This is a genomic window from Cohnella rhizoplanae, from assembly GCF_948329515.1.
Lineage (GTDB): Bacteria > Bacillota > Bacilli > Paenibacillales > Paenibacillaceae > Cohnella > Cohnella rhizoplanae.
In genome coordinates, this window is the sequence record NZ_CAOJCN010000007.1 from 180,402 (window position 1) to 205,676 (window position 25,275).

Below are 25,275 nucleotides of genomic sequence, written 5' to 3' on the forward strand. Positions count from 1 at the left end.
TCCATTGTAAGGGATTGGCGTTGCCGTGTAAAAGAGGGCATGTTCCATGCCGCTGCAATCGCGGTTTCCGGCTGCTCGTAAATGCAAACGGCAGCCCGGACAACCCGGACTGCCGCTTTTGCATGGCATGCTGATCGATTAAGCCTCGAACCCGTCGTTCGCGATGACGCCCTGAATGAAACGGTAGCTGTCCTTGGGATAACGCTTCAAGGTCTCGTAGTCGGTATATACGATGCCGAAGCGCTTGGCATAGCCTTCCGCCCACTCGAAGTTGTCGAGCAGCGACCATGCGAAGTACCCCTTGAGCGGCACGCCGGACTCGATGAGACGGTGGCACTGGATAAAATGCTTCTTGAAATAGTCGGCGCGCCCCGCGTCGTGCACCTTGCCTTCCGGCGTCAGCGCGTCTTCGTAGCAGGCGCCGTTCTCGGTAATGTAGATCGGAACGTCGCCATATTCGTCGTGCACCCACGACAGCACTTTGTACAGACCGTCCGGATACACGTTCCAGTCCATATAAGTCTTGTCGAAGCCGACCTGCACTTCCTCGCAGTCGAACAGGCCTTCGCCTTCCTTATATCGTCCGAAGCCGCCGCTGTAGAAGTTAACGCCGATGAAGTCGATCGGCTGCGCGATCGTCTCCATATCGCCCGGGCGGATCGGCACCTCGACGCCTTTGCCCTTGAACCAGTCGACCATGAACTGCGGGTACTCGCCCTTGAAGGTCGGGTCCATGAACCATTCGTTATTGTACGCGCGATTGCGGTGCGCGGCCGCGACGTCCTCCGGCTTGGTCGTATACGGCTCGAACCAGTACAGGTTGTGCGTCGTGCCGATCTCGCCGGAAATGCCGAGCGCGCGGAACGTCTTGACCGCTTCGCCGTGCGCGACCATGCAGTTGTGCGCGACGTTGACCGCGAGCTGCAGGTCCGTGTTGCCTGGGGCGTGCGCCCCGATATAGTTGGACAGGAACGACACGCACCACGTTTCGTTGAACGTGATCCACTGCTTGACCTTGCCGCCGAAAGCCTTGAAGGCCGTCTCCGCGTATCGGACGAACGCCCCGATCGTATCGCGGTTATCCCAGCCGCCCTTGTCCTGTAGCGCCTGCGGCAGGTCCCAGTGGTACAGCGTCACGCAGGGCTCGATGCCGGCTGCCAGCAAGCCGTCGATGACCTTCGCGTAGTAATCGAGCCCCTGCTGGTTCAGCTCGCCGTCCCCGTCCGGATAAATGCGCGGCCAAGCGATCGAGAAGCGGTAAGCCTTGACGCCCAGATTTTTGAGCAGCTCGATGTCTTCCTCGTAACGATGGTAGCTGTCGCAAGCTACGTCGCCCGTGTCTCCGTTTACGACCTTGCCCGGCGTGCGGGAGAACGTGTCCCAGATCGACATTCCCCGTCCGTCTTCGTTATAAGCCCCTTCGATCTGATAGGAAGCCGTAGCCGTTCCCCAGACGAAGTCCTTCGGAAATTGAATCGAAGCCATGCCCTAACCCTCCGCGCTTCATATTCGCACTGCGTTCGTTCGCGTCATGTAAAACGTTTTCCATCTCTATTTTATACGAAAAACGCGGCTAACGCCCATACGCTATGCTGTGCGATATTGGCGCTTATTTATTCGGATTGGCCTCATTCAGCAGTTCGCGCGCATGGTTCTCCAGGCCGTCGTAGAACGACTTGACCTCGGGAATGTCGATCTGCTCCCCGCCTGAGCCCTTTTTGTATACCGCGCCGCCCGTCTTATTCATCAGGTCGAGGAATTCCTGCGTCAGCCTCGCCGTGACGGTGCCCGGATGATCGGCGATCGCCCGCTGCTGCGCGGCCTTGGCTTCCGGGTCGATCTTAAACGTATCGTAGTCGAATACGGGCGTATTGCTCAGACCCATCAGCAGAAAAGGAATATACCGCGTCGCGAACAAATCCTCGGCCCGATCGCGCTCGGGCGACGACGGATGCTTCGCCACGTATGCCTCCGCTTGCGCGGCGCGCGCGGCCACTTCGGACCGCTCGATGACGAGTCCCCCGTCCGAAGCCGACTTCTGGTCGGATTCGACGGCCAGCAGCGCGATATAATCCTTCATCGAAGCGGTGACATGCGCGTCCGCACGCTTCAGCTTCCCGTAATCTACGACCGGAAAAAACATGCCCTCCGCCGTCTCCAGCTTATAGCCGCCGCTTACCGCTTCTTGAACGAGCGTCCGGACTTGCTCGTCCCCAATCTTGCCGATCCCGTCGTCCGTCGGCGGCCAATCGAGCTTCCGCAGCGCCTCCTGGACGTTCTGGGGCTCAAACTTTGCCTGTATGCCGGGCAGGCTGCGGTCGTAATAATCGAGCATCGTCCGCACGAGCGCGTCGCCTGTCTCCGGCTGCGCCTGCTTCAGCTTGTCGTCCAGCACGCCGCTCAGCTCGGCGGCGGACATATCGGAGTGGGCCTGCTCTTCGAATGCCTTCAGCAGCGCGGCATCGGCTTCCGGATCGGATGGGCCGCTTCCGGCAGGCGGCGCGGTCGCGCTCGCGCCGGCACTAGCGGACGGTGCCGGCGCCGAAGCGGAGGCCGAGGCGGATTCAGAGGCTGAAGCGGAAGGGCCAGCCTTGCCGTCGTTCGCGCCGCCGCTGCATGCTGTGAGACCTGCCGCCAAGAGCAGCGCGACGCCTAACGCAGCCAGCCGCTTGCCCGTTTTCAGCGTCCCGTGTTTCGTCGTCACATTCATCGGATCTTATCCCTCCTTAAGGTCTGGTCTTATGTTCGTTTATTCCCCAACAATCCACGCAAGCCTTCGATTTTTAGACGCTACAATCCCGGAAATGGTTCCACGGAGAGGGTATTTTATACATTCGAGACGGGCTTCCGATTCTGTCGCTTATTGTAGGGATTCGTCCAAATGCGTTACAATCGAGGAATGATGTCCGCCCATACAAAAGGAGAGAAATAGCTATGCCTTCTTACAGGCTCATCGCGATCGACCTCGACGATACGCTGCTGAACGACGAACTCGAGGTGACGGAGGCGACGCGAAGCGCGCTGGCCGAGGCCGTATCGCGCGGCGTGCACGTAACGCTGGCCACAGGCCGCATGTTCGCCTCCGCCAAGCAGACGGCCGCGCAGGTCGGTCTGAACGTGCCGTTAATTACCTATCAAGGCTCCCTGGTCCGCAACCTGCTGGACGAGCGCACGCTGTACGAACGCGCCGTCGATCTTGAAGCGGTCCGCAAGCTGTACGACTTCACGCGCGAGCGCGGGTTGCACCTGCAGACCTATATCGGCGACAAGCTCTATTCCTTCGACAACGGCGACAGGCTGGCGGCCTACGCCAAGCAGTCCAATATTCCGTATATCGTCGAACCGGATCTGTCGGCGCTGCCGGACGGCAACCATACCAAGCTGCTCATCATCGACGAGCCGGCTCTGCTGGACGAGCTGGCGCCCGAGCTGCACGCCCTCCTCGGTCCCGAGGTTCATATCACCAAGTCCAAGCCGCACTACCTGGAATTCACGCACCGGGAGGGCACCAAGGGCCACGCGCTTCGTTTTTTGGCGGAGCATTACGGGCTCGCGATGGAGGAGACCATCGCGATCGGCGACTCCTGGAACGACCGCGAGATGATCGAGGCCGCGGGACTCGGCGTCGCCATGGCGAATGCCGTTCCGGCGCTGCGCGAGATCGCCGACTACATCACCGCCAGCAACAACGAGGACGGCGTGAAGCAAGTCGTCGATCAGTTTATTTTGAACGCCTAAGTTCCACGCTGCGCCACGCTCGCCGTTATTCGTTTGGACATGCAAAAGGCTTCCGCAAGCTCGTTTACTGAGCGAGGCGGAAGCCTTTTACGTTTTGCGCCGATCGGCGTCCTTTTCTCTTTTTCGTTTCTCCTGCAGCAGCCGGTACATCTCGAGCTGCTCCTGCAGATAAACGGCTTCATCCTCCGTGAGCGCCTCTTCTGCGCCCTGAATGACGAACCGGTTCGGCTCCGCGGACGGCTGTTCCTTGTCGACGCCCGTCAGCAGCCAATCCAGCGTTACTTCGTAGATGCTCGCAAGCTCCCTCAATATCTCGTTATCCGGCTGCGACCGGTTATTCTCGTATTTGGAGATCGTCGTGAAGTCCACGCCCAGCGCGCCGGCGACTTCGTTTTGCGTCATGTGCTTTTCTTGTCTGGCTAGCTTCAAGCGTTTGCCGAATGTCAACGGTTACACCCCGCGCTTTTTGCTTCAGTATAAGAGATTTGAAATGGGCGCCGGCCTAACTTGCATATAAATCAAGTTTTAACTTGCAATTTTGACATTTTTTATTTAATATAAAAACGTTATATGAAGTTACTTCAATGGAGGGAACGTTCATTTTTATTCATGATCAGCCTTACCCTTTGTATTATTGGATCGTCAGCCTATCGGTCATACTCGTGCTGGTGGGATTTCTCGTGCGCAGCGAGCGCGTCAAGCGAAGAGCGGAGCGGGACCGCGAGCGCGAAGAAGGGGAATAGGACAACAATAAACCGTCAGGGCCGGTGCCCTCACGGTTGATGGATAGGATGCGTATTCGGGCTACCTTAGCCCAAAGAGGTCGAAGGCGATCAGCGCCTTCGACCACTTCATTTTATTTTCATTTGCCGGCCAGCACTTGGTACCACACGCCGCGTTTGCCGTAGAGCTCGCTGCGAACCCGGTCCCATCCGCCGAGGTAGCCGATGTCGAACAGCCCGGACGGCGTCCGGTACCGGTCCTCATAACGGCCTGCCACCTCTTCGCTCACGGGCCTGAACCCATGCTCGGCGAACACCGCCTGCGCCTCCGCCCCGCTCATATACGACACCAGCGCGTCGGCGGCTTCGCGTACGCCGTGCGCGTCCGCATTGACGCCGACGACGCCCGCCGGATTCTCGATCAGGATGGTGTCGTCCGGCGTCACGATCTCATAGCGCACGCCCTGCGCCACGCGCGCGAGCAGCTCGTTCTCGTACGTGACGATCACGTCGCCGACGCCGTATTCGAACGCCGCCATCGAGGCGCGGCCGCTCTTGTCCATCGACTCGACGTTTTTGTATACGTCCGCGAGGAAGGCCTTGGCCGCGGCCGGATCCGGCTGCCCCGACTCGCGCTCGGACTGCTTCAACCCCGCGCCGTAGATCGCGTTGATGTCCCACTGCGCGCCGCCCGATACCTTGGGATTGGGGAACAAGACCCTCACGCCCGGTCTGGCCAGATCCGCGAACCCGGCGATGCCGAGCGGATTGCCTTCCCGCGTGCCCAGCACGACGACCGAACGCGTGATCATGCCGCCGGTCTCCGTCTTCTTCCAATCCTCGCTCATGAGCCCGGCCTTGACGATCTTGTCCATGTCGCCTTCGAGCGAGAGGACGGCGACGTCGGCCTTGAAGCCGCCGACGATCGATCTCGCCTGCGTGCCGGACGCCTCGTAGGACTCCTGGAAGCGAAGCTTCTGCCCCGTCTTGGCCTCCCACGCCTTGGCAAAGGACGGCAGAATCTCCTGCAGCGCATCCTTCGCGACCGAGTAAGCGCCGACGACCAGCGTGGCCGTCCCCGATTCCTGCGATGCGGTCCCTCCCCCGTCTGCCGGACCGTTAGCCGACGGCGCGCCTCCGCAGCCTGCCATCGAGACGCCGAGCGCAGCGGCCAGCAGCCATCCGCTCAGCAGGCGGACCCTGCCGCGCCGCCCGTTCAACCTGTTGCTGTTCAAGTTCGCCAACCTCCCGGCGGTGCCTCCGCAGGCTCCCGCTTATGCAAGCGAGCGGCAGTCCTCGCGGACTGCCGGCGCCTGCTTCAGATATATACGAACATCGGGTCCGCCTTCAGCTTGTTCTCCATGACCCAGCTCTGGCTGTCGTTGAACAAGTAAGCCCGGTGTACCAATACCTGCACCTCGTCGCCGGGATGCAGCACTTCCTTCTCCAGCGAACGGTAGGTCACCAGCTTAATGCCTCCGACCTCCACCTCGACGAGCCATTCGCTCCCCCTGAAGTGGATGTGGCTGACGCGCCCGGTCTCGGTGGCCGACAGCAGCTGGGTGAATTCCTCCTTCCGGCCGATCTCGATATATTCCGGCCGGATCAAGCCCTTGGTGCCCGCGGCTACGGCCGCGTCTCCGAAGCCGCGCAGCGCCGCGATGTTGTCCACGATCCGCGACTCTCCGATGAAGCCCGCGACGAAAGGCGTCTTCGGGTCTTTGTAGATCTCCCAAGGCGATCCCTTCTGCTCGAGATTGCCTTTGTTGATGATCATGATCTCGTCCGCGACCTCGATCGCCTCGTCCTGGTCGTGCGTGACGAAGATCGAAGTAATGCCGAGACGGTCGATCATCTCGCGCAGCCAGGAGCGCAGCTCGTGCCTGATCTTGGCATCGATCGCGGCGAACGGCTCGTCGAGCAGCAGCAGCTGCGGCTCCGGCGCGAGCGCCCGCGCGAACGCCACGCGCTGGCGCTGGCCGCCGGACAGCTGGTGCGGGTAGCGGGATTCGAAGCCCTTGAGACCGGTCAGCTCGGTCAAGTCTGCGACGCGTTCCTTGATCTTGGCCTTGTTCCATTTCTTGACCTCGAGGCCGAAGGCGATGTTCTCGCTGACCGTCATATGCTTGAACAGCGCATAGTTCTGGAAGACGAAGCCGATGCCCCGCTCCTGCGGCGGCAGGTCGTTGACCCGCTGTCCGTGGAATACGATATCTCCCGAGTCCGGCGTCTCAAGACCCGCGAGCATCCGCAGAATCGATGTTTTACCGCCGCCGCTCGGTCCGAGCAAGCCGATAAGCTGTCCTTTGGCTACGTTAAATTCCACGTCCTTGACCGCTTGAAAGCTGCCGAACGATTTATTTAATCCCCGTACTTCCACATGCATGTCAATGCACTTCCTTTCGGGATTTGGACCATTCCATCACGAGCAGCAGCAAGACGGATGCGGCGGCGAGCACCAGCGCGACCGAGTTGGCTGCCGTGAGATCGAAGTTCTCGACGTCCTGATATACCAGCGTCGTCGCGGTCTGGGTCTTGTTGATGATATTGCCCGACACGACCAGTACGGCGCCGAATTCGCCCAGGCAGCGCGCGCCCGTCAGAATCACGCCGTAGACGACGCTCCAGCGGATCAGCGGCCATGTGACGCGCCAGAATGTCGTCCAGGCGTACGCCCCCATCATGTGGGCGGCCTCCTCTTGCTGGCTGCCGACCTCCTGCAGGACCGGCATGACCTCGCGGATCACGATCGGAAACGTGACGAACAGCGTGGCGAGGATCATGCCCGGGAGCGCGTAGACGATGTCGACGCCCGCCCGGCCGAGCAGCGCGCCGGCTGCGCTGTCCGGTCCCAGCAGCAGGACGATCATCAGGCCGCCGATGACGGGCGAGACGGCGAACGGCAGATCCACGATGCCGTTCATGACGGCCTTGACCCGCTTGCCGAGCCAGCTCGCGCGGACCAGATACAACGACAGCAATACGCCGAAAATCGTATTCACGATCGTGACCGAGACGGCGATAATACCCGTCATCATCAGCGCGTGCAGCGCCTCGGGCCGCGTCACGCCCGCTGAAAATCCGTCCCAGCCTTGGTCGAAAGCGCCCTGCACGATCCGCAGAAGAGGTACGACGAGCAGCACCGCGAAGACTAGCGTCGTCAGACCGATCCATAATCTCCTCATCGTCATCTTGCCCGCCTCCTCCGAACGAGATTAACCGTCCAGAGAATGAGCAAGGACAGGGTCAGCAGCAGCACCGATACGGCGGCGGCGCCCGCCGGATTGTCGCTCTCGATCTCGCCGAAAATGTAGACGGAGGCGACCAGCGTGCGGCCGGGAATATTGCCCGCTACGAGGACGACGGCGCCGAACTCGGCGAGCGCCCGGGAGAATGCCAGCATGGCGCCGCTCACGATGCCCGGCATCATGCAGGGCAGGATGACGCGCATGAACGTCCGCTTCCGGGAGGCACCCATCGTGTAGGCAGCCTCCTCCTCGGAGGCGTCGAGCTCCTCGAGCAGCGGCTGAACGGCGCGGATGACGAACGGGAACGTGACGAATACCATCGCGACGACGATCGCCGGCTCATGGAACAGAATCGTCGTGCCCAGCGACTCGGCGCCGCTGCCGATCCAGCTGCGCGGTCCGAGCAGCAGCAGGATCATCAGGCCGATGACGGCGGTCGGCAGCGCGAACGGCAGATCGACCAGGCTGTTGAGCAAGCTGCGGCCGGGAAAGCGGTATCTGACCAGCACCCAAGCCGACATCGTGCCGATTGCGGCGTTGATCGCGGTAGAGATCAGCGCCAGCTTGACGGTGAGCAGGACCGACTTCCAGGCGAGCGCCTCTCCGATGTTATCCGCGAAGGCCTGAATGCCGCCCGAGAACGACTGGACGTAGATGCCCGCGATGGGACAAACGATAAGAACGACAAAATAAAGCATGACGGTGCTGCGAAATCCCCAGCTCCACCATCGGCTCTGCAGCATGTTGGTCACGTATGCGAACCTCCAGGATGGGCATCGATGCCTCTCCACAATTCCTATTAAATTAGTTGGTATTGCTAATGTAGCAGATCGGCCCTTGATTCGTCAACGACAATTCGGTATTTTTTCAGATAGAGAGCGGTAACCGCATCGCTTACGAAAAGGAGGCATTCATGCATGCTGTATAATGAAAAACTCCGTACGTCCGCGCGGGACGAGATCGTCGATATCACCCGGCAGACGGCCGCCCTGATCGCCCGTTCCGGCGTCCAGGAAGGCTTGGCGATCGTATATTGCCCGCATACGACCGCGGGCATCGCCATCAACGAGAACGCGGATCCCGATGTGAAGCGGGACGTATTAATGAGGCTGGACGAAGTCTACCCGTGGACCCACCCGAAATATCGCCATGGCGAGGGCAACACGGCGTCCCACCTCAAGGCGATCACTACGGGGACGTCGCAGACGATCGTCGTGAGCGGCGGCAAGCTGCTGCTCGGACGCTGGCAAGGCGTCTACTTCTGCGAATTCGACGGACCGCGGGACCGCGAATACTACGTCAAAGTCGTCGAAGGCTGACGCGACGGGCCGTCTCGTCCCGCCCGCTCAAGCTTGGGCAGCCGTAAAATAGCGCGCTTCGCCGCGCGTCACGACGCCTTGGCCCTGAGTCAGATCGGTCATCCAGGCCTCGAACCGCTCCGCCTCCGGCTCCTCGGGCAGGCAGAGCACGCGCACCCGGTCCGTGAACGCGACGTCGCCTACCCGGACGCCGCGTCCGCGAAGCTCGTTCTCCAGTTTCCCGTACCAGGTATAATCGACGTCGACCGCGATCTCCCGATGAAGCACGCGCACGATCGGTCCGGCCGCGTCGATGCCTGCCACGGCGCCGTCCGTATAGGCGCGGACGAGGCCGCCCGCTCCCAGCATGATGCCGCCGAAGTAACGCGTAACCACGACCACCGTGTTTTTCATCCCGCGGTTTTTGATGACCTCCAGGATCGGCCGGCCCGCCGTGCCGCTCGGCTCGCCGTCGTCCAACGCCTTTTGATACTGGTCGCGCTCCCCGATCGAATACGCGGAGCAGTTGTGCGTCGCGTTCCAGTGCCGCTTCTTGATCTCCTCGATGAAGGCGACCGCCTCTTCCTCGCTCTCCGCCGGCCTGGCATGGCCGATGAAGCGCGATTTTTTGATCACGATCTCTTGTTCGCCGTAGCCGGCAACGGTAGCGTATCGCGCGAGCATCATTTGCCTTCCCTTCTGCTTCTCCTCGAATTCTTCCATCTAGTTTAACACGCGAAAATGACAACGAAAAACCGCCTCCGGGTAGCGATCCGAAGGCGATTCAAAGAGAACCTTAATGAGGCGTGGTAATCCTCGCTCATCTTAGTTGCCGGGCGCTGGGCGCCGCTGTGCACAAAGTGCTGTCGCTCGATAGCACTTGGCCGTTGCCGGGCGCCGCTGTGCACAAAGTGCTGTCGCTCGATAGCACTTGGCCGTTGCCGGGCGCCGCTGTGCACAAAGTGCTGTCGCTCGACAGCACTTGGCCGCTGCCGGGCGCCGCTGTGCACAAAGTGCTGTCTCTCGACAGCACTTGGCTGGCGCCGGGCGCCGCTGTGCACAAAGTGCTGTCGCTCGACAGCACTTGGCCGCTGCCGGGCGCCGCTGTGCACAAAGTGCTGTCGCTCGACAGCACTTGGCCGCTGCCGGGCGCCGCCAACGTGAAGAAGCCACCCCGAGGCCGGCGATACGGCCTTCGGGATGGCTCCACATTCAAATTTAGCTATATCGCGATGCTGAATTGCGCTTACAGCCGGGCTTCGAGCTCTTTTTTCTTCTCCTCGAAGCCGGGTTTGCCGAGCAGCGCGAACATGTTGACCTTGTACGCCTCGACGCCCGGCTGGTCGAACGGATTGACGCCGAGCAGGTAGCCGCTGACGCCGCAGGCGATCTCGAAGAAGTAGACGAGCTGGCCGAAGCTGTGCGGCGTCAGGTCCGGCAGCTGGACGACGAGGTTCGGCACGTGGCCGTCCGTATGCGCCAGGATCGTGCCTTCGAACGCCTTTTTGTTGACGAAGTCGAGCGTCTTGCCCGTCAGGAAGTTGAGACCGTCCAGGTTGTCCGCGTCGCTCTTGATCTCGATCTGTTCGGACACTTCTCCGACCTGCAGCACGGTTTCGAAGATGATCCGGTTGCCTTCCTGAATGAACTGCCCCATCGAGTGGAGATCCGTGGAGAAGTCGACGGAGGCCGGGTAGATGCCCTTGTAATCCTTGCCCTCGCTCTCGCCGTACAGCTGCTTCCACCACTCCGATACGAAGTGCAGGCTCGGCTCGTAATTGACGAGAATCTCGACCGTCTTGCCCTTGCGGTACAGCGCGTTGCGAATAGCGGCGTACTGGTACGCCGGATTCTCCGCGAGATTCGGATTGTTCAGCGCCGTGGCCGCGTCCTGCGCGCCCTTCATGATCGACTCGATGTCGATGCCGGCCGCCGCGATCGGCAGCAAGCCGACTGCGGTCAATACGGAGTAGCGCCCGCCGACGTCGTCGGGGATGACGAAGGACTCGTAGCCTTCGGCGTTGGCCAGCGTCTTGAGCGCGCCGCGCGCCTTGTCCGTCGTGGCATAGATGCGCTTCTTGGCGGCTTCCTTGCCGTACTTGGCCTCGAGCGCTTCGCGGAAGATGCGGAAGGCGATCGCCGGCTCGGTCGTCGTGCCCGACTTGGAGATGACGTTGATCGACCAGTCCTTGCCCTCCAGCGCCTGCAGCAGGTGCGTCACGTACGTCGAGCTGATGTTGTTGCCCGCGAAGAAGATCTGCGGCGTCTTGCGCTGATCTTTGGACAACGTGTTGTAAAAGGAATGCGAGAGCATCTCGATCGCCGCGCGGGCGCCCAGGTAAGAGCCGCCGATGCCGATGACGACGAGCGCCTCGGAGTCGGATTGAATCTGCTTGGCCGCGGCCTGGATGCGGGCGAATTCCGCCTTGTCGTAGTCGAAGGGAAGGTTGATCCAACCCAAGTAGTCGGAGCCCGTACCCGTGCCGTTGTGCAGCTGCTCGTGCGCGAGCTTCACCGCCGGCGCCAGATAGTCGATCTCGTGCTGCCCGATGAACTGCAGCGCTTTGGAGTAGTCGAGGGAAATGTTTTTGGCCATTGCGTATTGCCCCTTTCAGGTTCCTTGGTTCGCGTCCGGTAGGCACGTAGCTTTAGAATAACCAAATTTCGCCTTCGGTACAAGCAAACGGACCCGGGCCGAAAAGGGGCCATACGCGATCATGCGCGGCTATTCGAACGACCGCCGCGCCGGCCAGGAGCCCTGCAGCTTGCGCAACTGGATGATCTGGCCGAGATGGTAGGCATCGTGGCGGATAATGCTGTTGGCATAGGACCAGGCCTTCGATTCTGGAATGGGCTGCTCGAGCGCCATGTCGTCGCGGCGTGCCAGCTCCTCGCGTACGGCGGCATGCGCCTCCGCGAGCCGCCGTACCGCGTCCGCCCAGGAGGGATCTCCCAGCGCGGCGGCTTCGAACGTATCGTCGTTGCTCAGCTTCTCTTCGGCCGGCGGCTGAGGCTCTCCGCGGAGCGCGCGGAGCAGCCTCAGCTTATAGAAGAGTATATGATGCGCGTTCTGGCGGATCGAATTCACTGCGGCGCCTTCGGGCTTCCAGTCCGCTTGCGCCTCCGATACGCCGTCCAGCGCATCCTTAAGCGGCGGAAACCAGTCCTCCTGGTCGTAACCATGATCATAGCTGTCGAGAAGCAGCTCGCGTTTGCTCACGTTCATTCTCCTTCGCTGTTGGATTTTAACCTAAGCGATTAACCGATGATGGTTACAATCTACCCAGGCGGGGAGAATCCGTAAACGATCAGGGATTCGCTGCGAGCAGGAACACGGCTGACGCGGCTGCGCCAAGCTCGAGCTCGATCGCGTCCTCCCCGAGCTTGACGCCGGAGGCTTCGGCGCCTTCCAGATTAAGCGCGCGCGATACGTCGGCGCGGCCCAGGGACAGCCGGTTCCAGCCGATCGTCCGCTTCGCGGAGCGCTCTGCGTCATAATTAAAGCAGGCGACCCAGAGCCCTTCGTCGGTCCGCAGCGTGAATACGTCCGCCGCGCCGGAGCCTGCCGTGCCGTCCACCGGCACGAACGTCCTGCCCTTGCGCGCCAGCGCGACGGCGCCGCCCCCGGCAAGCCAGTCCCGGGCCCTGGCGGCCGCTTCGGGAATGCGGTAGTCGTCTCCGAGCAGCAGCGAGGTGCCCGCGATGACCGAGGCGTGCAGCCGGCTCCGTCCCTCGTTCTCGGACGTCTCTCGCTGATTGTGGCTCTTGTAGAGCACGGTATGGTCGGGGTCGTTGAACGTGTACAGCGTATCGTTGACCCACCAAGCCGACGTAAGCGCGTTCAGCATGTATTCCGTGTCGCCGATCAGGCCGAACGCGTCGCAGGAAATCCGCCGGCTATGCGCGTAACCATGCGGGAACAGCGGCGCGATCGACAGGTTGATGAAGAACGGGCGTCCGATCCGCGCCGGGTCGAGCGCGTCCCGTACGACGGACATGCCGTAATTGTACGCCTGGATGCCGGTCTCGATTTCGTCCAAATAATGCTTGCCCTCCATCGCGCCATGCGTCAGGAAATCGAGTTTGACGTAGCTAAAGCCGGCGGCGACGAACCGCGCCAGCTGCTTGCGGATCGACTCCACGACGAGCGGATGGGTCGGGTCCATCGCGTAGGCGCCGTCGAGCGTCGGCAGGAGCGCCCCCGCCTCGTCCTTAAGCAGCAGCTCCCGGTAGACGACGCCATCGAAGCCCTCGACGGGCTTCTCCGGATCGCGGCCCCAGTACGCGAACGGCGTCGCGTAAATGCCGGGACGCTGCCCGTTCGCGAGGACGCGCTCGACGCAAGCCTGCAATTCCGCTTCGGTCAGATGATTCCAGAATGCGTCGAAGTTCACGAACACGGCGTCGTCCTCGCGCAGCGCGCCGCCCTGCTGAAGCGCCTCGCCGATGAAGTCGGAGACGCGCATGTAGACGTCGGCGTCCAGCTTGTCCATGACGGCGGACCAGCTGTTCCACCCGAAGGGGACGCCGCCCTCCCAAGGCAGCGCGGGCGCGATCTCCGCGTTCGCCCGTCCGTACGCCTCGAGTCCTTCCCGGTAATCGTCGAACTTGCCGACGAAGACGAGCGGCGAGCGGATCTCGCGCCCCGTGACTGCGCCATGCTTCAGCGTATCGCGGGTATGCAGCCCGGCCGCCCCGCCGTAGACCCGCAGACGGGCCAGCTCGCCGGCGAACGTCCCCGAAGCCTGGATGCCGGTCTTCCACCGGTCGTGGGCGACCGAGCCGAAGACGAATCCATGACGGCTGGCGGGATGGTAAACCGAGGTGACCTCGTAGCTCTCCACGTCGCAGGGGATCGGATGCGCCGCGTACCGGACCCATTTATCGTTGTCGAACGGCACGAACAGCACCCGCAGCTCCTTGTCTTCGGCGCGGGATTCGGCCGCTTCTCCGAACGACAGCACGGAGCCGTCGTTGCGCAGCGCGCACAGCGGGCTGATCTCCCGCGTCGACCAGGACGCGTCGCGCGAAGCGGCCAGCTCGGTCAGCGCGTAGGACCGTCCCTCCGTCAGGACGAAGCGCTGCCTCAGCACGGGCGCGTCTGCGTCCGCGCCGCGATGCTCGATCGTCCAGGCCAGCGTGCCTCCGCCCGTCTCCCGCAAGTCTGCGGACACGGAAGCCGGCAGCAGGATATGGCTCGCGCAATGCGTCGTGCGCCACGTCCTATCGCGGTACAGCGTCTCGGCGTGCGTATCCAGAACGCCCGCGCCGTCCTTCCATTTATAAGCGGTCGTCCCGCGCACAAGATCGTTTTCGATCCGCATGATGCCGTTGTCGGCGACGAACCGCGCGCCGTCGTTCTCGATGATCCAGCTTTTCATGATCGTTCCTCCGTCCGGACGAAGAAGAGGAGCGGCATCGCTGCGGCCCCTCTACCCTCCTGCTTATTTCCAGAGCGACAGGCGCTGCTGGTAGTTGTCGTTAATTACTTTCTCGACCTTCTCGCTGCCGGCCGACTTCATGTCCGCGAGCATCTTGTCGTACGTGGCGTTCGCGTCCGCTTCGCTCTTCGCGATGATGACCTTGGTGACGGACTGCGTCATCAGGTCCTGCACCTTCTGCATGGTGAGCGCCTCGGGCGTGCCGCCCTGCGGACCCAGATTCTCGTAGGCGTCGTTGTCGTAGACGGAGTCCGCCAGATTTTTGATCGCCATCTTGTCGACCTCGTTGCGGTCGTAGCGTCCGGCCAGATCGTAAGGCGTGCCGTCCGCGCCTTTGCCGTTCTTGATGAACCAGGTCCATTTGCGGATGCCCGTCTGCTTCACGAAGCCGCTCCAATCGTCCTTGAAGCCTTGCAGCGTCTCGGGCCGGGGTACGTGCTTGCCGTCCTTCATATCCCAGTCTTTGCCCTCGATTCCCCACATCAGCAGGTACTGGCCTTCTTCGCTCGCCAGGAAGTTGATGAACTTCATCGTGCGCTCCGGATCCTTGTTCGCCTTCGTGATGCCGATCGCGTCCCATCCGAGCGAGCTCTTCGGGCTGTAAGTCGTCTTGGACGGGTCGACGCCGTCCGCCACGACCTTATACGCATAAAACTCCTTCTCGACGCCTCCGTCCTTTTTCAGCGCGCCGTTGGCGTCACCGAGGTCCCAGTAAGCGCCAGTGGAGGCCAGCACGGCTCCGGACGAAAGCTTTTGCAGCCAGGACTCCTTCTTGTTAATGGCCCAGTCCACGTCGATCAGGCCGTCGCGGTACAGCTTGTTCATATAGAGCAGCATCTCGCGATACTTGGGGTCCGCCACGTCGAACTGCAGCTTCCCGTCTTGCTCGTAGTAGGACTTCAACCCGAACATGCCCTTGAAGGTCCCGAGCGTCGCGCCCATGTTGGAGCCGTCCATCGTCAGCGGAATCGAAGGCTTGCCGTTCACGTTCGGATACTTCTCCTTAAAGCTTCTGAGCAGCGCTTCGAACTCGGCTGCCGTGAACGGCTTGCCGCCCTCCGCCTTGTCCGGCGCCAGCTCCTTCAGCAGATCCATGCGAATGTTAAAGCCGCCGTTCGGCTCGTCCTTCTCGAATCCGTACCAGTTGGACAGATAATAGTTTTTGCCGTCCTTGAACCGGGTCTTGTTCAGCATGTCGCCGTACATGCTCTTGACGTCCGGACCGTACTTCTCGATCAGTTCGTCCAGCGGGATGAGCGCGCCGGCCGCGATATATTTGTTCACGATGTCGCCGCCGCGGTCCATCAGCACGATATCCGGCAGATCGCTGCTCGCCAGCATCAGGTTCAGCTTCTCCGCCGGATTCCCTGTGGGCTGCTGGATCTCGATGGTAACGCCGGTCCGCTTCGTAATCTCCTTCGCCACTTCGTTATTGAAGGCATCGCCCGTGTTTTTGTCGAAGAAGGTGAGCGTGATCGGCTTCTCGTCCGCGCTGGCGGAAGGGCTCTGGGCGGCGCCGGCCGACGCCGGCGCGCTTCCGCTTGCGGCCGGACTCGCGGAAGAATCGCTATTGTTATTATTGCCGCAGGCGCCTAGCATGGTCGCGAGCAGCGTGAAGCCCGCAGCGTAAGCGACCGATTTTTTCAGGCTGGTCATGGTATTTCCCCCCGAATGATAGTTGGATGCTAAAGCATAACACCGTTTGGATCGTTTGGCACGCCGGTCCGTCTCCGCGAAGCCGCCTCACCTCCTCTCAAAGTCCGGATTCGCATCAGCTCTTGACCGCGCCGAGCGTCATCCCTTTGACGAAGTAACGCTGAAGGAAAGGATAGACCAGGACGATCGGCAGCGTAGCGACCATCGTCGCCGCCATGCGGATCGTCTCGGAGGATACCGCCATCCGCTTCGCGGAGTCCGCCAGCTGTCCCGACGAAGAGGTGAAGTCCTGCGTCTGATACTGGTTCAGAATCTTGACCAGCACCGCCTGCAGCGTCTTCAGCTCGGACTTGTAGGTGAACACGTAGGAGTCGAACCATGCGTTCCATTGATTGATTGCGGAGAACAAGCCGATCGTCACGAGCACCGGGACGCAGATCGGCAGCACGACGCGGGCGTAGATCTGAAAGTCGTTGGCGCCGTCGATCTTGGCCGACTCCTCCACCTCGGCGGGCAGCTCCTGCATGAACGACCGGACGATGATGACGAAGAAGACGTTCATCAGATTGGGGAAGATGTAGACGGCGAACGTGTCGATCAGGTGCACGCTTTTCAGGATCATGTAGTAGGGAATGAGGCCGCCGCCGAAGTACATCGTAAAGATGAAGAACAGCGAGATGAGTTTGTTGCCGACGAGATCCTTTTTACTGAGCGCAAAGGCCAGCAGGCTGATCACGAGCACGGTGAGCGGCGCGCCGATCGCGGTGCGCATGAGCGTCACCTTGATGCCGTTAAGAATCTCCTGATCCTTCAGAATCTCCTGATAGCTCTGCAGGCTGAACGATCTCGGCCACAAATACAGACCGCCTTTTACCGCATCATCCGCGCTGTTCAGCGAGAGCACGAGGATATTCCAGAACGGGTAGAACGTAATGAGGAACACGAACACGAGAAACGCGTACACAAAAGCCATGAATATGCGGTCTTCCGACCTTCTGACGAGCGACACGGCGCGCGCCTCCCTTCCGGTGCGAATCGATGGCGTGAATGGACGAATCGATAGAGCGAATCAATAGAGTGAATCATTACAGCGAATCAATAAAGCGAATTATTACAGTGAATTAATAAAGTGATTGTTGATTCACCTTCCGCGACCAGGCGTTGACGGCGACGACAAGGATGAACGCGATGACGGACTTGAATAATCCGACTGCTGCGCCGTACGAAAACATTCCGTTCTGAAGCCCGTACCGGTACGTGTACGTATCGATGACGTCCGAATATTCGAGTACCGTCGTGTTCTGCAGCAAGTATTGTTGATCGAAGCCCGCGTTCAGCACGTTGCCGACGGCGAGAATCGAGAGGATGACGATGGTCGGCTTGAGCGATGGCAGCGTGATGTTCCACATCTGGCGCCAACGGCTCGCCCCGTCCACGCGGGCCGCCTCGTACAGCTCGGGGTTAATGCCCGCGATCGCCGCGAGATAGATGATTGCGTTGAAGCCCATGTCCTTCCATGTATTGGATACGGCGATGATGCCCCAGAAGGCATGGCCGTTCTGCAGAAACTGTATCGGCTTATCGATGAGATGGAGCGCCATCAGCAGCTCGTTGATCGCGCCCTGGGACGACAGCAGCGTCACGATGATGTTGGCCGCGATGACCCAGGAGATAAAGTGCGGCAGGTAGCTCACCGTCTGCACGAACCGTTTGAACAATCCGCCGCTAACCTCGTTGATCAGGAGCGCGAGCAGGATCGGCGCCGGGAATCCGATGAGCAGCGACAGCAGGCTCTGGGCGAGCGTGTTGCGCATGATCTTGTAAAAATCGCCGTTGTCGAAAAAGTAACGGAACCACTGCGTGCCGACGAACTCGCTGCGGAAAAACGATTCGAAAAACGAGCCCCCGCCCGGCGAATAGTTCGTGAAGGCCATATAAAGCCCGAACATCGGCCCGTACGCGAAGACGAGCGTGCACAGGAATGCCGGCAAAATCATCAGGTACAAAATCTTTTGCTGCTTGATTTTTTTCCATTTCCCCGTCTTGCGGCTTGTTGCGATCGCCGGCGGTTGCGGCTTCTCCAAGTAGGCTTCCATAAGTCCCTCCCTCTGGCGATGCGGCATGACCCTTGCGTGATTCATACAGTCGCTTGATTCATAGGTTCATTATAGAGTTGCGCAGGAAGCGGTTTCTATAACTCGATCTGCGGAAACGCAACGCTAAATAACACACTTCTTCCGGCACCGGATCGTTGTTTTGGGGCATAAAAAAGGCATTGACGAGAGCTCTGCGCGAGAACGAGCCGCCAGCCGAGGCGCAAGAGATTCTAGATGGATCCACTATGCGGGTGGGCGCCGTCAACCGAGGCAAAGTAGCTCTATGTAGAGTCTCTTTGCGGGTCAGCGCCGTCAACCGAGGCGAAGTAGCTCTATGTAGAGTCTCTTTGCGGGTCAGCGCCGTCAACCGAGGCGAAGTAGCTCTATGTAGAGTCTCTTTGCGGGTGGGCGCCGTCAATCGAGGCGAAGTAGCTCTATGCAGAGTCTCTTTGCGGGTCAGCGTCGTCAACCGAGGCGAAGTAGCTCTATGTAGAGTCTCTTTGCGGGTCAGCCCCGCTTTACATGGAAAAGAGGCTCTATATAGAGCCTCTTCGCGAGATCGCGCATGCAGCCTAGACGAAGTGATTTTTTGCGTCGGCCCGTAAGATTCGTGCAACGGGCAGTGGCCTTACGCCTATGGGCGAATCAGCGCGTACAGCAGCTGCGCCGCTTCCGCGCGCGTGGCAGGCGCTTTCGGCGCAAACGTGCCGCCGCCCCGGCCTTGCAGGAGGTCGAGCCCGGCTGCCTCCTCCACAGCCGAAGCGGACCAGGAGGATATGTCGCCCGCATCCGCGAACGTCCCTGCCGATGTCCCAGCGGACGAATCGGGCGACGTGCCGGCAGAGGCGCCGCCTGCCGCATCGCGCTCACTCTGCCAGGCATAGGCGCGCATTAGCATCACTGCGATCTCCTCCCGGGAGATCGGCGCACCCGGGGCGAACGCGTCGGCGCTCCGGCCAGAGACGAGCCCCTGCTCCGCCGCGGTTGCCACGTATCCAGCGTACCAGGACGCCGGATCGACGTCCGCGAAGCGGTCTTGCGCGGCCAGCGGAGCCAGGCCCAGTCCGCGGGCCAGCAGGGCGGCGAATTCGGCGCGCGTGACCGCGGCGCCCGGGAGAAAGGCGCCGTTGCCCGCGCCTTCCACGTACAGCTTCGCCGCCATCTCGCGGATGACGCCTGCCGCCCAGTGGCTGGCCGGCACATCGGCGAACGCGCGGTCAAGCTCCAGCACGGCATATACGCCGGGACTGCGGATGTCGGCCGTCACGGCGCCCTCGGCAAACTTGCCGGGGACGTACGCGGGCTTGCCCTGCTCGCCCAAGCGATAGATACCGCCCCGCGAGAACTCGAAGCCCGGCTCCGTCCCAAGCGTCAGCGCGACCGGCGCGGCGAACTCGGGCACCGTCTCGGCCGTGCCGCCGGCCGGCGCGACCGTCAGCTTCAGCGTGTATACCGCGCCCTTCAACGCTGCCTTCGAACCGGTCGCCGAGCCCGCCTGCCCGGCCAGGCCAGTCGCCTGCGAGCTCTCGACCGGATTCAGGACGACGGCGATCTCGCCGCCGTCGCGTTGAGCAGCCGGCAGTCTGTCGAGCAGCTGCTTCAGGACAGCGGCCGGCAGATCCAGCGAGAGCGCGCCTGCGCGGACGGACAGCCCCCGCCCGGCGATCGCCGCGGCCAGCTTGCCGGACAGCGCGATCTCTCGCGCGTCGTCCTTGACCTGGACGGTAGCGGGACCCTGCTCGCCGTTCTGTCCGAGCATCGCCTCGGTCAGGACGACCTTCCCGTCCGTCGCGGTCCCGGGAACGCCCGGCGGATTGCCCGGCTGGTTACCCGGTTGTTCTCCAGGCTGTCCTGGCTGTCCTGGCTGTCCTGGCTGTCCTGGCTGTCCTGGCTGTCCTGGCTGTCCCGGCTGTCCTGGCTGTCCCGGCTGTCCAGGCTGCCCCGGTGCCGTCAGCCGAAGCAGCTTGGAGGCGGCCGGCTCCAGCGTCAGGTGCAGCGTGCCGGTCACGTCGGTCGCCTCGCCCGTCCACAGGTCCTTCGCCGCATACTTCCGCGAGGCGTCGAGACCTGCGCGGCCGAGATCGATCGTCTTGTCGGCCGCATCCTTCGCGTTATAGTTGAACACCGCCAGATAATAATCCTCGCCGTCCTTCAGAACGAAGACGTCGGCCGCGTTCGCGCCCGTATTGCCCTCGAGCGGCATGAACGCGCGGCCCTTCAACGCCAGGCCGATGACGTCGCGGTTGCCGTACAGCGCCTCCATATAGGTTCTGGCCTTCGGATCGTTGACATCGTCGGAGTCCAGCAGCACGGTACCCGAGATGACGCCCGAATTGACGCGGCTGCGCGCCTCCTCCAGACTGTCGGCGCGCGAGAGCGCCAAGTGGTCGGGGTCCGTGTACCCGTAGATCGTGCCGTTCTGCCAGAAGCCGTACGTGAGCGAGTTGAGCTCGTATTCGGTCTCGTTGATCTTCCCGTACGTATCGCAGGAGATGCGCCTGGCGTGCGCGTACTGGCTCGGGAAGATCGGCGCGATCGATTCGCTGATGAACATCTTGCCGTCCAGCACCTGGTTCACATAGGCCATGCCCTGGTTGTACGCCTGGATGCCGGTCGTGACGGCGGGGTCGTAGTGCTGTCCTTCAAGCGAGCCGTGCGTGAGAAAATCCAGCTTGATGTACGTGAAGCCGAGCGACTTGAATTTGTTCAGGTAGTAATCCATGCGCAGCTTGGCGCCCGGATGCGTCACGTCGAGCGGATAAGCGCCGTCGAGCGTCGGCAGCGGCTGCCCGGAGGCGTCCTTGAGCACGATGTCCCCGTACGTATACTGTCCGTCCGTGCCCTCGACCGGCTGGCTCATATTGCTGCCCCAGTAGACGAAGGGCGCCCAGTAGATGCCCGCCTGCTGGCCGTTGGACTTGATCTTCGACACCGCCTGGGCGAGCTGCCCGTCGTTCAGATTGTCCCAATAGGAGTCCATGTTGATATAGACGTTGCCGTCGTTGTTGAATTCGGTCAGCGTGTTCTTGAAGTAATCCGAGACGTCCAGCACGTTCTGCAGGGAGAGCGAGCTGCCATAGGCGCCCCAGCTGTTCCAGCCGACGGGCACCCCGTCCGGCAAGTCCGGGCTCAGCGCAAGCTTCGGCGCGACGACCGCGTTGGCTTCGCCGTAAGCGGTCAGGCCCGTCCGGTAGTCTTCATAGGCGCCGACCATCACGGTAGGCGACGAGATCTCGCTGCCCGAGACGCTGCCGTGCGGCTGCGAGTCGCGTGTCGCGGGCGTCGCCGCGCCGCCGTACACCGTTAGGGCGTTCAGCCGGTCCACGGCGCCCGTCCAGTCGATGCCCGTCTTCCAGACGTCGTGCGTGACGGACCCGATCACGAGCCCCGCCCTCGTCGACGCGTTGTAGATCGCCGTGGCCTCGTAGCTCGTGTCGGTCCGGTTCATCGGCTGCGACTTGTACCGCACCCAGGCATCGTTGTCGAACGGCACGGTCAGCACGCGATTGTCCGCGCTGACGCCAATATCGACGCCGCTTTTGCGTTTCAGGGCGATCGGCGCCATGTAGTTCGAGGTCAGCGCCGCGTCTCCCGCCGCGTCCAGCCGTACGAGGAAGTACGCTTTATTCTCGTAAATCTTATAAATTTGCTTGAGCTCGGGTTTGCCGGGAGTCGTGTGCACGAGCGCAATCTCTACGCCCTTGCCGAAGCCGTCCTCGATCGGCTTCGGCGCCCCGGCGATCTCGTGATGCGCGTAAGCCTTCGTTTCCAGCAGCTCTTCGCCCAGCTTCAGGGCGCCGTATACGCCCGTCATATGCTGGCCGAGCCGCCAGTCGTAGCCGGCATAGCCGGACTTGTCGTTGAGGCTGATGTCGTAAGCGCCGTTCGAGACCATCAGCCCGTACGTATACTGCGTCACGGAGATCGCGCCGTAATCGGCCGTCGCGCCCGGATCGCCCAGCGTGCCGAGCTCTTCGTCCGGCGTGTCCGTCTCCGACGCCTTGGCTGGCTCGACGACGATCCGGTCGATGTCCGGCGCGTAGCCGTCGCCGTCCGAGATCGCGATCGTATTCGCGCCCGCCGCAAGACGCAGCGTCACGTCGTAGGTGCCGACCGTGTCCCAGTCCGGCGTCTTGGGCGGCTCGAAGTACTCGTCCGCGCCCTCGTTCGCACGGATATAGAAGCCGCGCGGATCGCCTGATATATAAGCGACGGTGACCTTATAATCGCCGCTCATCGGAGCGGCAATACCGGTGAAGACGATCGAGCTGCCCTGGTACAGGCCGCCAACCTTCTTGCCTCCCGACGCCGCCGGACTGTCCGAGACGCCCGCGTTGCCGCTTAATACGTTCGTCTCGTCTTCCGCCTCGTAGCCGACCGTGAAGGGAATGACCTCGATGCGGTCGATATCGGGCGAGTACCAGTCGTGATCGGAGAAGACGATCTCATTGGCGCCCTTGCGCAGCTCCACCGAGGCATCGTAGGTCCCGACAGTGTTCCAGTCGGCCGTCTTCGGCAGGTCCAGCATGTTGTCCGCGCCGTCGTTGACCTTCATGTACACCGGACGCTGATCGCCCGAGATGTAATAGAGCCGGATGAGATAGACGCCTGCCGCGGACACGTCGACGTCCTTGAACGTCAGCGAGCTGCCTTGGTACAAATCGCCCACCTTCTTGCCGCCCGAGCTGATCGGACTGTCCGAGACGGAGGCATGCCCCGTCAGCGCGTTGCCCGGCGCTTCCGCTTCGAACGTCGTACCGGTCAGCTCCTTCAGCCAGTCGTCGTCCGGTTCTTCCGAGCCGGGATCCTGATCCTCCACCCGTTCGCCCACGACGATCCGGTCGATGTCGGGCGCGTACCAGTTGTTGTCGTCGATGAGAATCGTATTGATGCCTGCCTGCAGCGGGAGCGTCAGCTCGTAGCTGCCGACGGTGTCCCAATCCGTCGTTTTCGGCGGGTCTTCGTATTGTTTATCGCCGCCGTTCGCGCTAACGTTGAACGACCGCTGATCGCCCGAGATGTAGTACACGGTGATCTTGTAATTGCCGTCCGCGTCGACTTCGACGCCGTTGAACTGAACGGAGCTGCCTTGATACAGGTTGCCCACCTTCTTGCCGCCTGACGCGGCTTCGTTGTCCGCGACCGCCGCGTTCCCGGTCAGCGCATTCGCCGGCGACTCCGCCTCGTAGACGTTCGCCGTATCCGCGAACGCGCGCGGGGCGAGGCTTCCTCCGCCGCCTGCAGCGAGACAGACGAGCAAGAGCAGCAGCAAGCCTTTTCTCCATAAGCGCATCAACATCATCTTCCCCCTCCGTATTTTCGGTCATGACCATCGTCAACGCGGTCTGCGTTTCATTCATTATAGGAACGCGATTGAGACCGTTTCCATAACCCGATTTACGGAAACGCAACGCTAAATAACGGATTTTACGGTTAGGCCATTGTTGAATCGGAGCATACCTTTTAAAATAAGACCTGCATCGGGAGTCTGAATGCGGAGGCGCCGGACATGTATAAAATATTGCTGGTGGACGACGAAAAGCTGGAACTGGAAGCGATTGCACAATATGTCCGGTGGGAGGACATGGGCATCGCCGTGGCGGATACAGCCAAGAACGGCCGGGAAGCGCTTCAGAAAATGAGCCAATGCAAACCCGACATCATCCTCACGGACGTGCGCATGCCCGTCATGGACGGATTGGAGTTCGCGCGGAAGGCCAAGCAGGTCGACAAACACGTCAAACTCGTGTTCCTGAGCGGACACGACGAATTTCAATATATCAAGGCCGCCTTGTCCGTCGAGGCGGTGGGCTATCTGCTAAAGCCGGTCGATCACGAGGAACTGGCCGGGGTCATGCAGCGGGTGATCCGCAAGTGCGAGGAGGACAAGCAGCTTCTCGGCTCGGCCGAAGGGTTGAAGGAAAGGCTCGTCCGCTCGCTCGCGTTCGAGACGGATCCGGACGAACGCAGGAACTGGATTCAGAAAATCGAGAGACTGCCCCGCCCGCTTCCCTTGTCGGGAAGATACAAGATCGCATACGCGAGCATCCACGCGGGGTCGCCCGGCGTGCGGCCGGCCGAGCTGTTCGCCGACATTCAGCGCGCGCTCGAACGCCGGGGCGAGCATCACTACGCGTGGTACCTGGACGAGGAACGGTTTTGCGCGATTTATTACCTGCGGCCGCCGGCGCAAGCGGATGAAGCCGATAATGACGGCGAGACGGCGGATTTCTGGAAGGCGCTGCGCGGCGAGTTCGAGTCCCGCGGCGCCGCGTTATCCGTCGGTCTCTCGGGAGAAGGACGGCATCTGATCGACCTGCACGACCGCTTCGAGGAAGCCAAGCTCGCGCACGCTTCGCGCTTCTACGACGGCGACCTCGCGATACGCGCCTACAGCCCGTTCGAATCCCCGCGGATGCCGACGGTCGATCTGGCCGCCGCCGCGGCCGGCATCGGATCGGCGATCTCCCATGCGAGGACGGACGAGATCGATCGGCAGGTCGCCGGCTTCCTGGCGCCGTACGCGGCGAACCGGACGCCCCGGGAGATTATCGTCTCCGAGGCCGCGCACCTGCTGTCCGAGCTCGAGCGGCAGTACGCGCCGCTGCTCGAAGCGACCGAGGGCGCCCGCGAACGGCAGGAGGAGAATTGGAAAAAGATCATGGAGCCGGATTCCCTGGAGGAGCTGCGCGCTCAGCTGGCCGCTTGGTGCCGGACGCTCGCCGGCATGATCGAGGCTCGGGACAAAGACAAGAACATGCCGATCGTGCAGCGCGTCATGGAGGCGATCGACGTCCGCTACAGTCAGGCGCTCACCGTCGAGCAGCTGGCCGCCGAGGTGTATCTATCCCCCAACTATATTCGCACGCTGTTCAAGGAAAAGACCGGGGAGACGATCCTGGAGTATTTGACCAGGGTGCGGATTAAAAGCGCTGCCGAGCTGCTCAAGGACAAGTCGCTGCGGATCCACGAGATTTCCAAGGCGGTCGGCTACGAGAACGTTTCGTACTTTTGCGCGCTGTTCCAGAAGCACCGTGGCGTCACGCCTAACGATTACCGCAAAAAACTGCTTTAAG

General features: G+C 61.6%; 19 protein-coding genes. 4 read left to right on the top strand and 15 right to left on the bottom strand.

What is annotated here, in order from left to right; translation table 11 throughout:
• Window positions 1-138: 138 nt before the first annotated feature.
• Window positions 139-1,485 (bottom strand): GH1 family beta-glucosidase, encoded by a 1,347-nt coding sequence (locus tag PQG80_RS13475; RefSeq protein ID WP_271751881.1) that lies wholly within the window; start codon window positions 1,483-1,485, stop codon window positions 139-141.
• 124 nt (window positions 1,486-1,609) lie between these two features.
• Complete coding sequence (locus PQG80_RS13480; protein WP_271751882.1) at window positions 1,610-2,710, bottom strand: hypothetical protein; 1,101 nt, start codon at window positions 2,708-2,710, stop codon at window positions 1,610-1,612.
• A 224-nt stretch (window positions 2,711-2,934) separates the two neighbouring features.
• On the opposite strand from PQG80_RS13480, the gene PQG80_RS13485 reads away from it, so the two are divergent.
• Window positions 2,935-3,738, top strand: a complete 804-nt coding sequence (locus PQG80_RS13485) for a Cof-type HAD-IIB family hydrolase (protein WP_271751883.1) — start codon at window positions 2,935-2,937, stop codon at window positions 3,736-3,738.
• 87 nt (window positions 3,739-3,825) lie between these two features.
• On the opposite strand, the gene PQG80_RS13490 is transcribed toward PQG80_RS13485, so the two are convergent.
• Window positions 3,826-4,185 (bottom strand): helix-turn-helix domain-containing protein, encoded by a 360-nt coding sequence (locus PQG80_RS13490; RefSeq protein WP_334219820.1) that lies wholly within the window; start codon window positions 4,183-4,185, stop codon window positions 3,826-3,828.
• 137 nt (window positions 4,186-4,322) lie between these two features.
• Here PQG80_RS13490 and PQG80_RS13495 point away from each other — a divergent pair, with 137 nt between their 5' ends.
• The gene (locus tag PQG80_RS13495) at window positions 4,323-4,481 is read left to right on the top strand and encodes a hypothetical protein (RefSeq protein WP_271751884.1); all 159 of its coding nucleotides are present in this window, start codon (window positions 4,323-4,325) and stop codon (window positions 4,479-4,481) included.
• Between the two features lie 119 nt (window positions 4,482-4,600).
• Here the strand turns inward: PQG80_RS13495 and PQG80_RS13500 are convergent, their stop codons facing one another.
• From PQG80_RS13500 to cysT, 4 genes are all read right to left on the bottom strand, one after another.
• Window positions 4,601-5,611, bottom strand: a complete 1,011-nt coding sequence (locus tag PQG80_RS13500; protein ID WP_271751938.1) for a sulfate ABC transporter substrate-binding protein — start codon at window positions 5,609-5,611, stop codon at window positions 4,601-4,603.
• A 167-nt stretch (window positions 5,612-5,778) separates the two neighbouring features.
• On the bottom strand, window positions 5,779-6,846 hold the full coding sequence (locus PQG80_RS13505) for a sulfate/molybdate ABC transporter ATP-binding protein (RefSeq protein WP_271751885.1): 1,068 nt from the start codon (window positions 6,844-6,846) through the stop codon (window positions 5,779-5,781).
• A 1-nt stretch (window position 6,847) separates the two neighbouring features.
• Entirely contained in the window at window positions 6,848-7,645 is a 798-nt protein-coding gene (locus PQG80_RS13510) for a sulfate ABC transporter permease subunit (RefSeq protein ID WP_271751939.1), read from the bottom strand.
• Between the two features lie 2 nt (window positions 7,646-7,647).
• Entirely contained in the window at window positions 7,648-8,451 is an 804-nt protein-coding gene (cysT, locus tag PQG80_RS13515) for a sulfate ABC transporter permease subunit CysT (protein WP_432432754.1), read from the bottom strand.
• A gap of 174 nt (window positions 8,452-8,625) precedes the next feature.
• Here cysT and PQG80_RS13520 point away from each other — a divergent pair, with 174 nt between their 5' ends.
• Window positions 8,626-9,027 carry a secondary thiamine-phosphate synthase enzyme YjbQ gene (locus PQG80_RS13520; RefSeq protein ID WP_271751887.1) on the top strand — a complete coding sequence of 134 codons (402 nt, stop codon included), beginning with the start codon at window positions 8,626-8,628 and terminating at the stop codon, window positions 9,025-9,027.
• 27 nt (window positions 9,028-9,054) lie between these two features.
• Here the strand turns inward: PQG80_RS13520 and PQG80_RS13525 are convergent, their stop codons facing one another.
• From PQG80_RS13525 to PQG80_RS13560, 8 genes are all read right to left on the bottom strand, one after another.
• Window positions 9,055-9,690, bottom strand: coding sequence for a YigZ family protein (locus PQG80_RS13525; RefSeq protein ID WP_271751940.1), 636 nt, complete (start codon window positions 9,688-9,690; stop codon window positions 9,055-9,057).
• Window positions 9,691-10,252: 562 nt separating this feature from the next.
• Window positions 10,253-11,602: a glucose-6-phosphate isomerase gene (locus tag PQG80_RS13530; RefSeq protein WP_271751888.1), complete on the bottom strand. Its 1,350-nt coding sequence runs from the start codon at window positions 11,600-11,602 to the stop codon at window positions 10,253-10,255.
• 129 nt (window positions 11,603-11,731) lie between these two features.
• Complete coding sequence (locus tag PQG80_RS13535) at window positions 11,732-12,226, bottom strand: DinB family protein (RefSeq protein WP_271751889.1); 495 nt, start codon at window positions 12,224-12,226, stop codon at window positions 11,732-11,734.
• 88 nt (window positions 12,227-12,314) lie between these two features.
• Complete coding sequence (locus PQG80_RS13540) at window positions 12,315-14,387, bottom strand: alpha-amylase family protein (RefSeq protein ID WP_271751890.1); 2,073 nt, start codon at window positions 14,385-14,387, stop codon at window positions 12,315-12,317.
• A 63-nt stretch (window positions 14,388-14,450) separates the two neighbouring features.
• Complete coding sequence (locus tag PQG80_RS13545; protein WP_271751891.1) at window positions 14,451-16,103, bottom strand: ABC transporter substrate-binding protein; 1,653 nt, start codon at window positions 16,101-16,103, stop codon at window positions 14,451-14,453.
• A 115-nt stretch (window positions 16,104-16,218) separates the two neighbouring features.
• Window positions 16,219-17,076 carry a carbohydrate ABC transporter permease gene (locus tag PQG80_RS13550; RefSeq protein WP_271751941.1) on the bottom strand — a complete coding sequence of 286 codons (858 nt, stop codon included), beginning with the start codon at window positions 17,074-17,076 and terminating at the stop codon, window positions 16,219-16,221.
• 148 nt (window positions 17,077-17,224) lie between these two features.
• Entirely contained in the window at window positions 17,225-18,199 is a 975-nt protein-coding gene (locus tag PQG80_RS13555) for an ABC transporter permease (RefSeq protein WP_271751892.1), read from the bottom strand.
• Between the two features lie 634 nt (window positions 18,200-18,833).
• The gene (locus PQG80_RS13560; protein ID WP_271751893.1) at window positions 18,834-23,498 is read right to left on the bottom strand and encodes an S-layer homology domain-containing protein; all 4,665 of its coding nucleotides are present in this window, start codon (window positions 23,496-23,498) and stop codon (window positions 18,834-18,836) included.
• 210 nt (window positions 23,499-23,708) lie between these two features.
• On the opposite strand from PQG80_RS13560, the gene PQG80_RS13565 reads away from it, so the two are divergent.
• Window positions 23,709-25,274: a response regulator gene (locus PQG80_RS13565; protein WP_271751894.1), complete on the top strand. Its 1,566-nt coding sequence runs from the start codon at window positions 23,709-23,711 to the stop codon at window positions 25,272-25,274.
• Window position 25,275: the final 1 nt, after the last annotated feature.

Coding starts and splice junctions, on each gene's coding strand:
- PQG80_RS13555 (WP_271751892.1), bottom strand. CDS start 18,199: ATGGAAGCCTACTTGGAGAAGCCGCAACCGCCGGCGATCGCAACAAGC.
- PQG80_RS13565 (WP_271751894.1), top strand. CDS start 23,709: ATGTATAAAATATTGCTGGTGGACGACGAAAAGCTGGAACTGGAAGCG.
- PQG80_RS13495 (WP_271751884.1), top strand. CDS start 4,323: ATGGAGGGAACGTTCATTTTTATTCATGATCAGCCTTACCCTTTGTAT.
- PQG80_RS13540 (WP_271751890.1), bottom strand. CDS start 14,387: ATGAAAAGCTGGATCATCGAGAACGACGGCGCGCGGTTCGTCGCCGAC.
- PQG80_RS13530 (WP_271751888.1), bottom strand. CDS start 11,602: ATGGCCAAAAACATTTCCCTCGACTACTCCAAAGCGCTGCAGTTCATC.
- PQG80_RS13560 (WP_271751893.1), bottom strand. CDS start 23,498: ATGTTGATGCGCTTATGGAGAAAAGGCTTGCTGCTGCTCTTGCTCGTC.
- PQG80_RS13550 (WP_271751941.1), bottom strand. CDS start 17,076: ATGGCTTTTGTGTACGCGTTTCTCGTGTTCGTGTTCCTCATTACGTTC.
- PQG80_RS13500 (WP_271751938.1), bottom strand. CDS start 5,611: ATGGCAGGCTGCGGAGGCGCGCCGTCGGCTAACGGTCCGGCAGACGGG.
- PQG80_RS13545 (WP_271751891.1), bottom strand. CDS start 16,103: ATGACCAGCCTGAAAAAATCGGTCGCTTACGCTGCGGGCTTCACGCTG.
- PQG80_RS13505 (WP_271751885.1), bottom strand. CDS start 6,846: ATGCATGTGGAAGTACGGGGATTAAATAAATCGTTCGGCAGCTTTCAA.
- PQG80_RS13520 (WP_271751887.1), top strand. CDS start 8,626: ATGCTGTATAATGAAAAACTCCGTACGTCCGCGCGGGACGAGATCGTC.
- PQG80_RS13485 (WP_271751883.1), top strand. CDS start 2,935: ATGCCTTCTTACAGGCTCATCGCGATCGACCTCGACGATACGCTGCTG.
- cysT (WP_432432754.1), bottom strand. CDS start 8,451: ATGCTGCAGAGCCGATGGTGGAGCTGGGGATTTCGCAGCACCGTCATG.
- PQG80_RS13480 (WP_271751882.1), bottom strand. CDS start 2,710: ATGAATGTGACGACGAAACACGGGACGCTGAAAACGGGCAAGCGGCTG.
- PQG80_RS13510 (WP_271751939.1), bottom strand. CDS start 7,645: ATGAGGAGATTATGGATCGGTCTGACGACGCTAGTCTTCGCGGTGCTG.
- PQG80_RS13475 (WP_271751881.1), bottom strand. CDS start 1,485: ATGGCTTCGATTCAATTTCCGAAGGACTTCGTCTGGGGAACGGCTACG.
- PQG80_RS13525 (WP_271751940.1), bottom strand. CDS start 9,690: ATGCTCGCGCGATACGCTACCGTTGCCGGCTACGGCGAACAAGAGATC.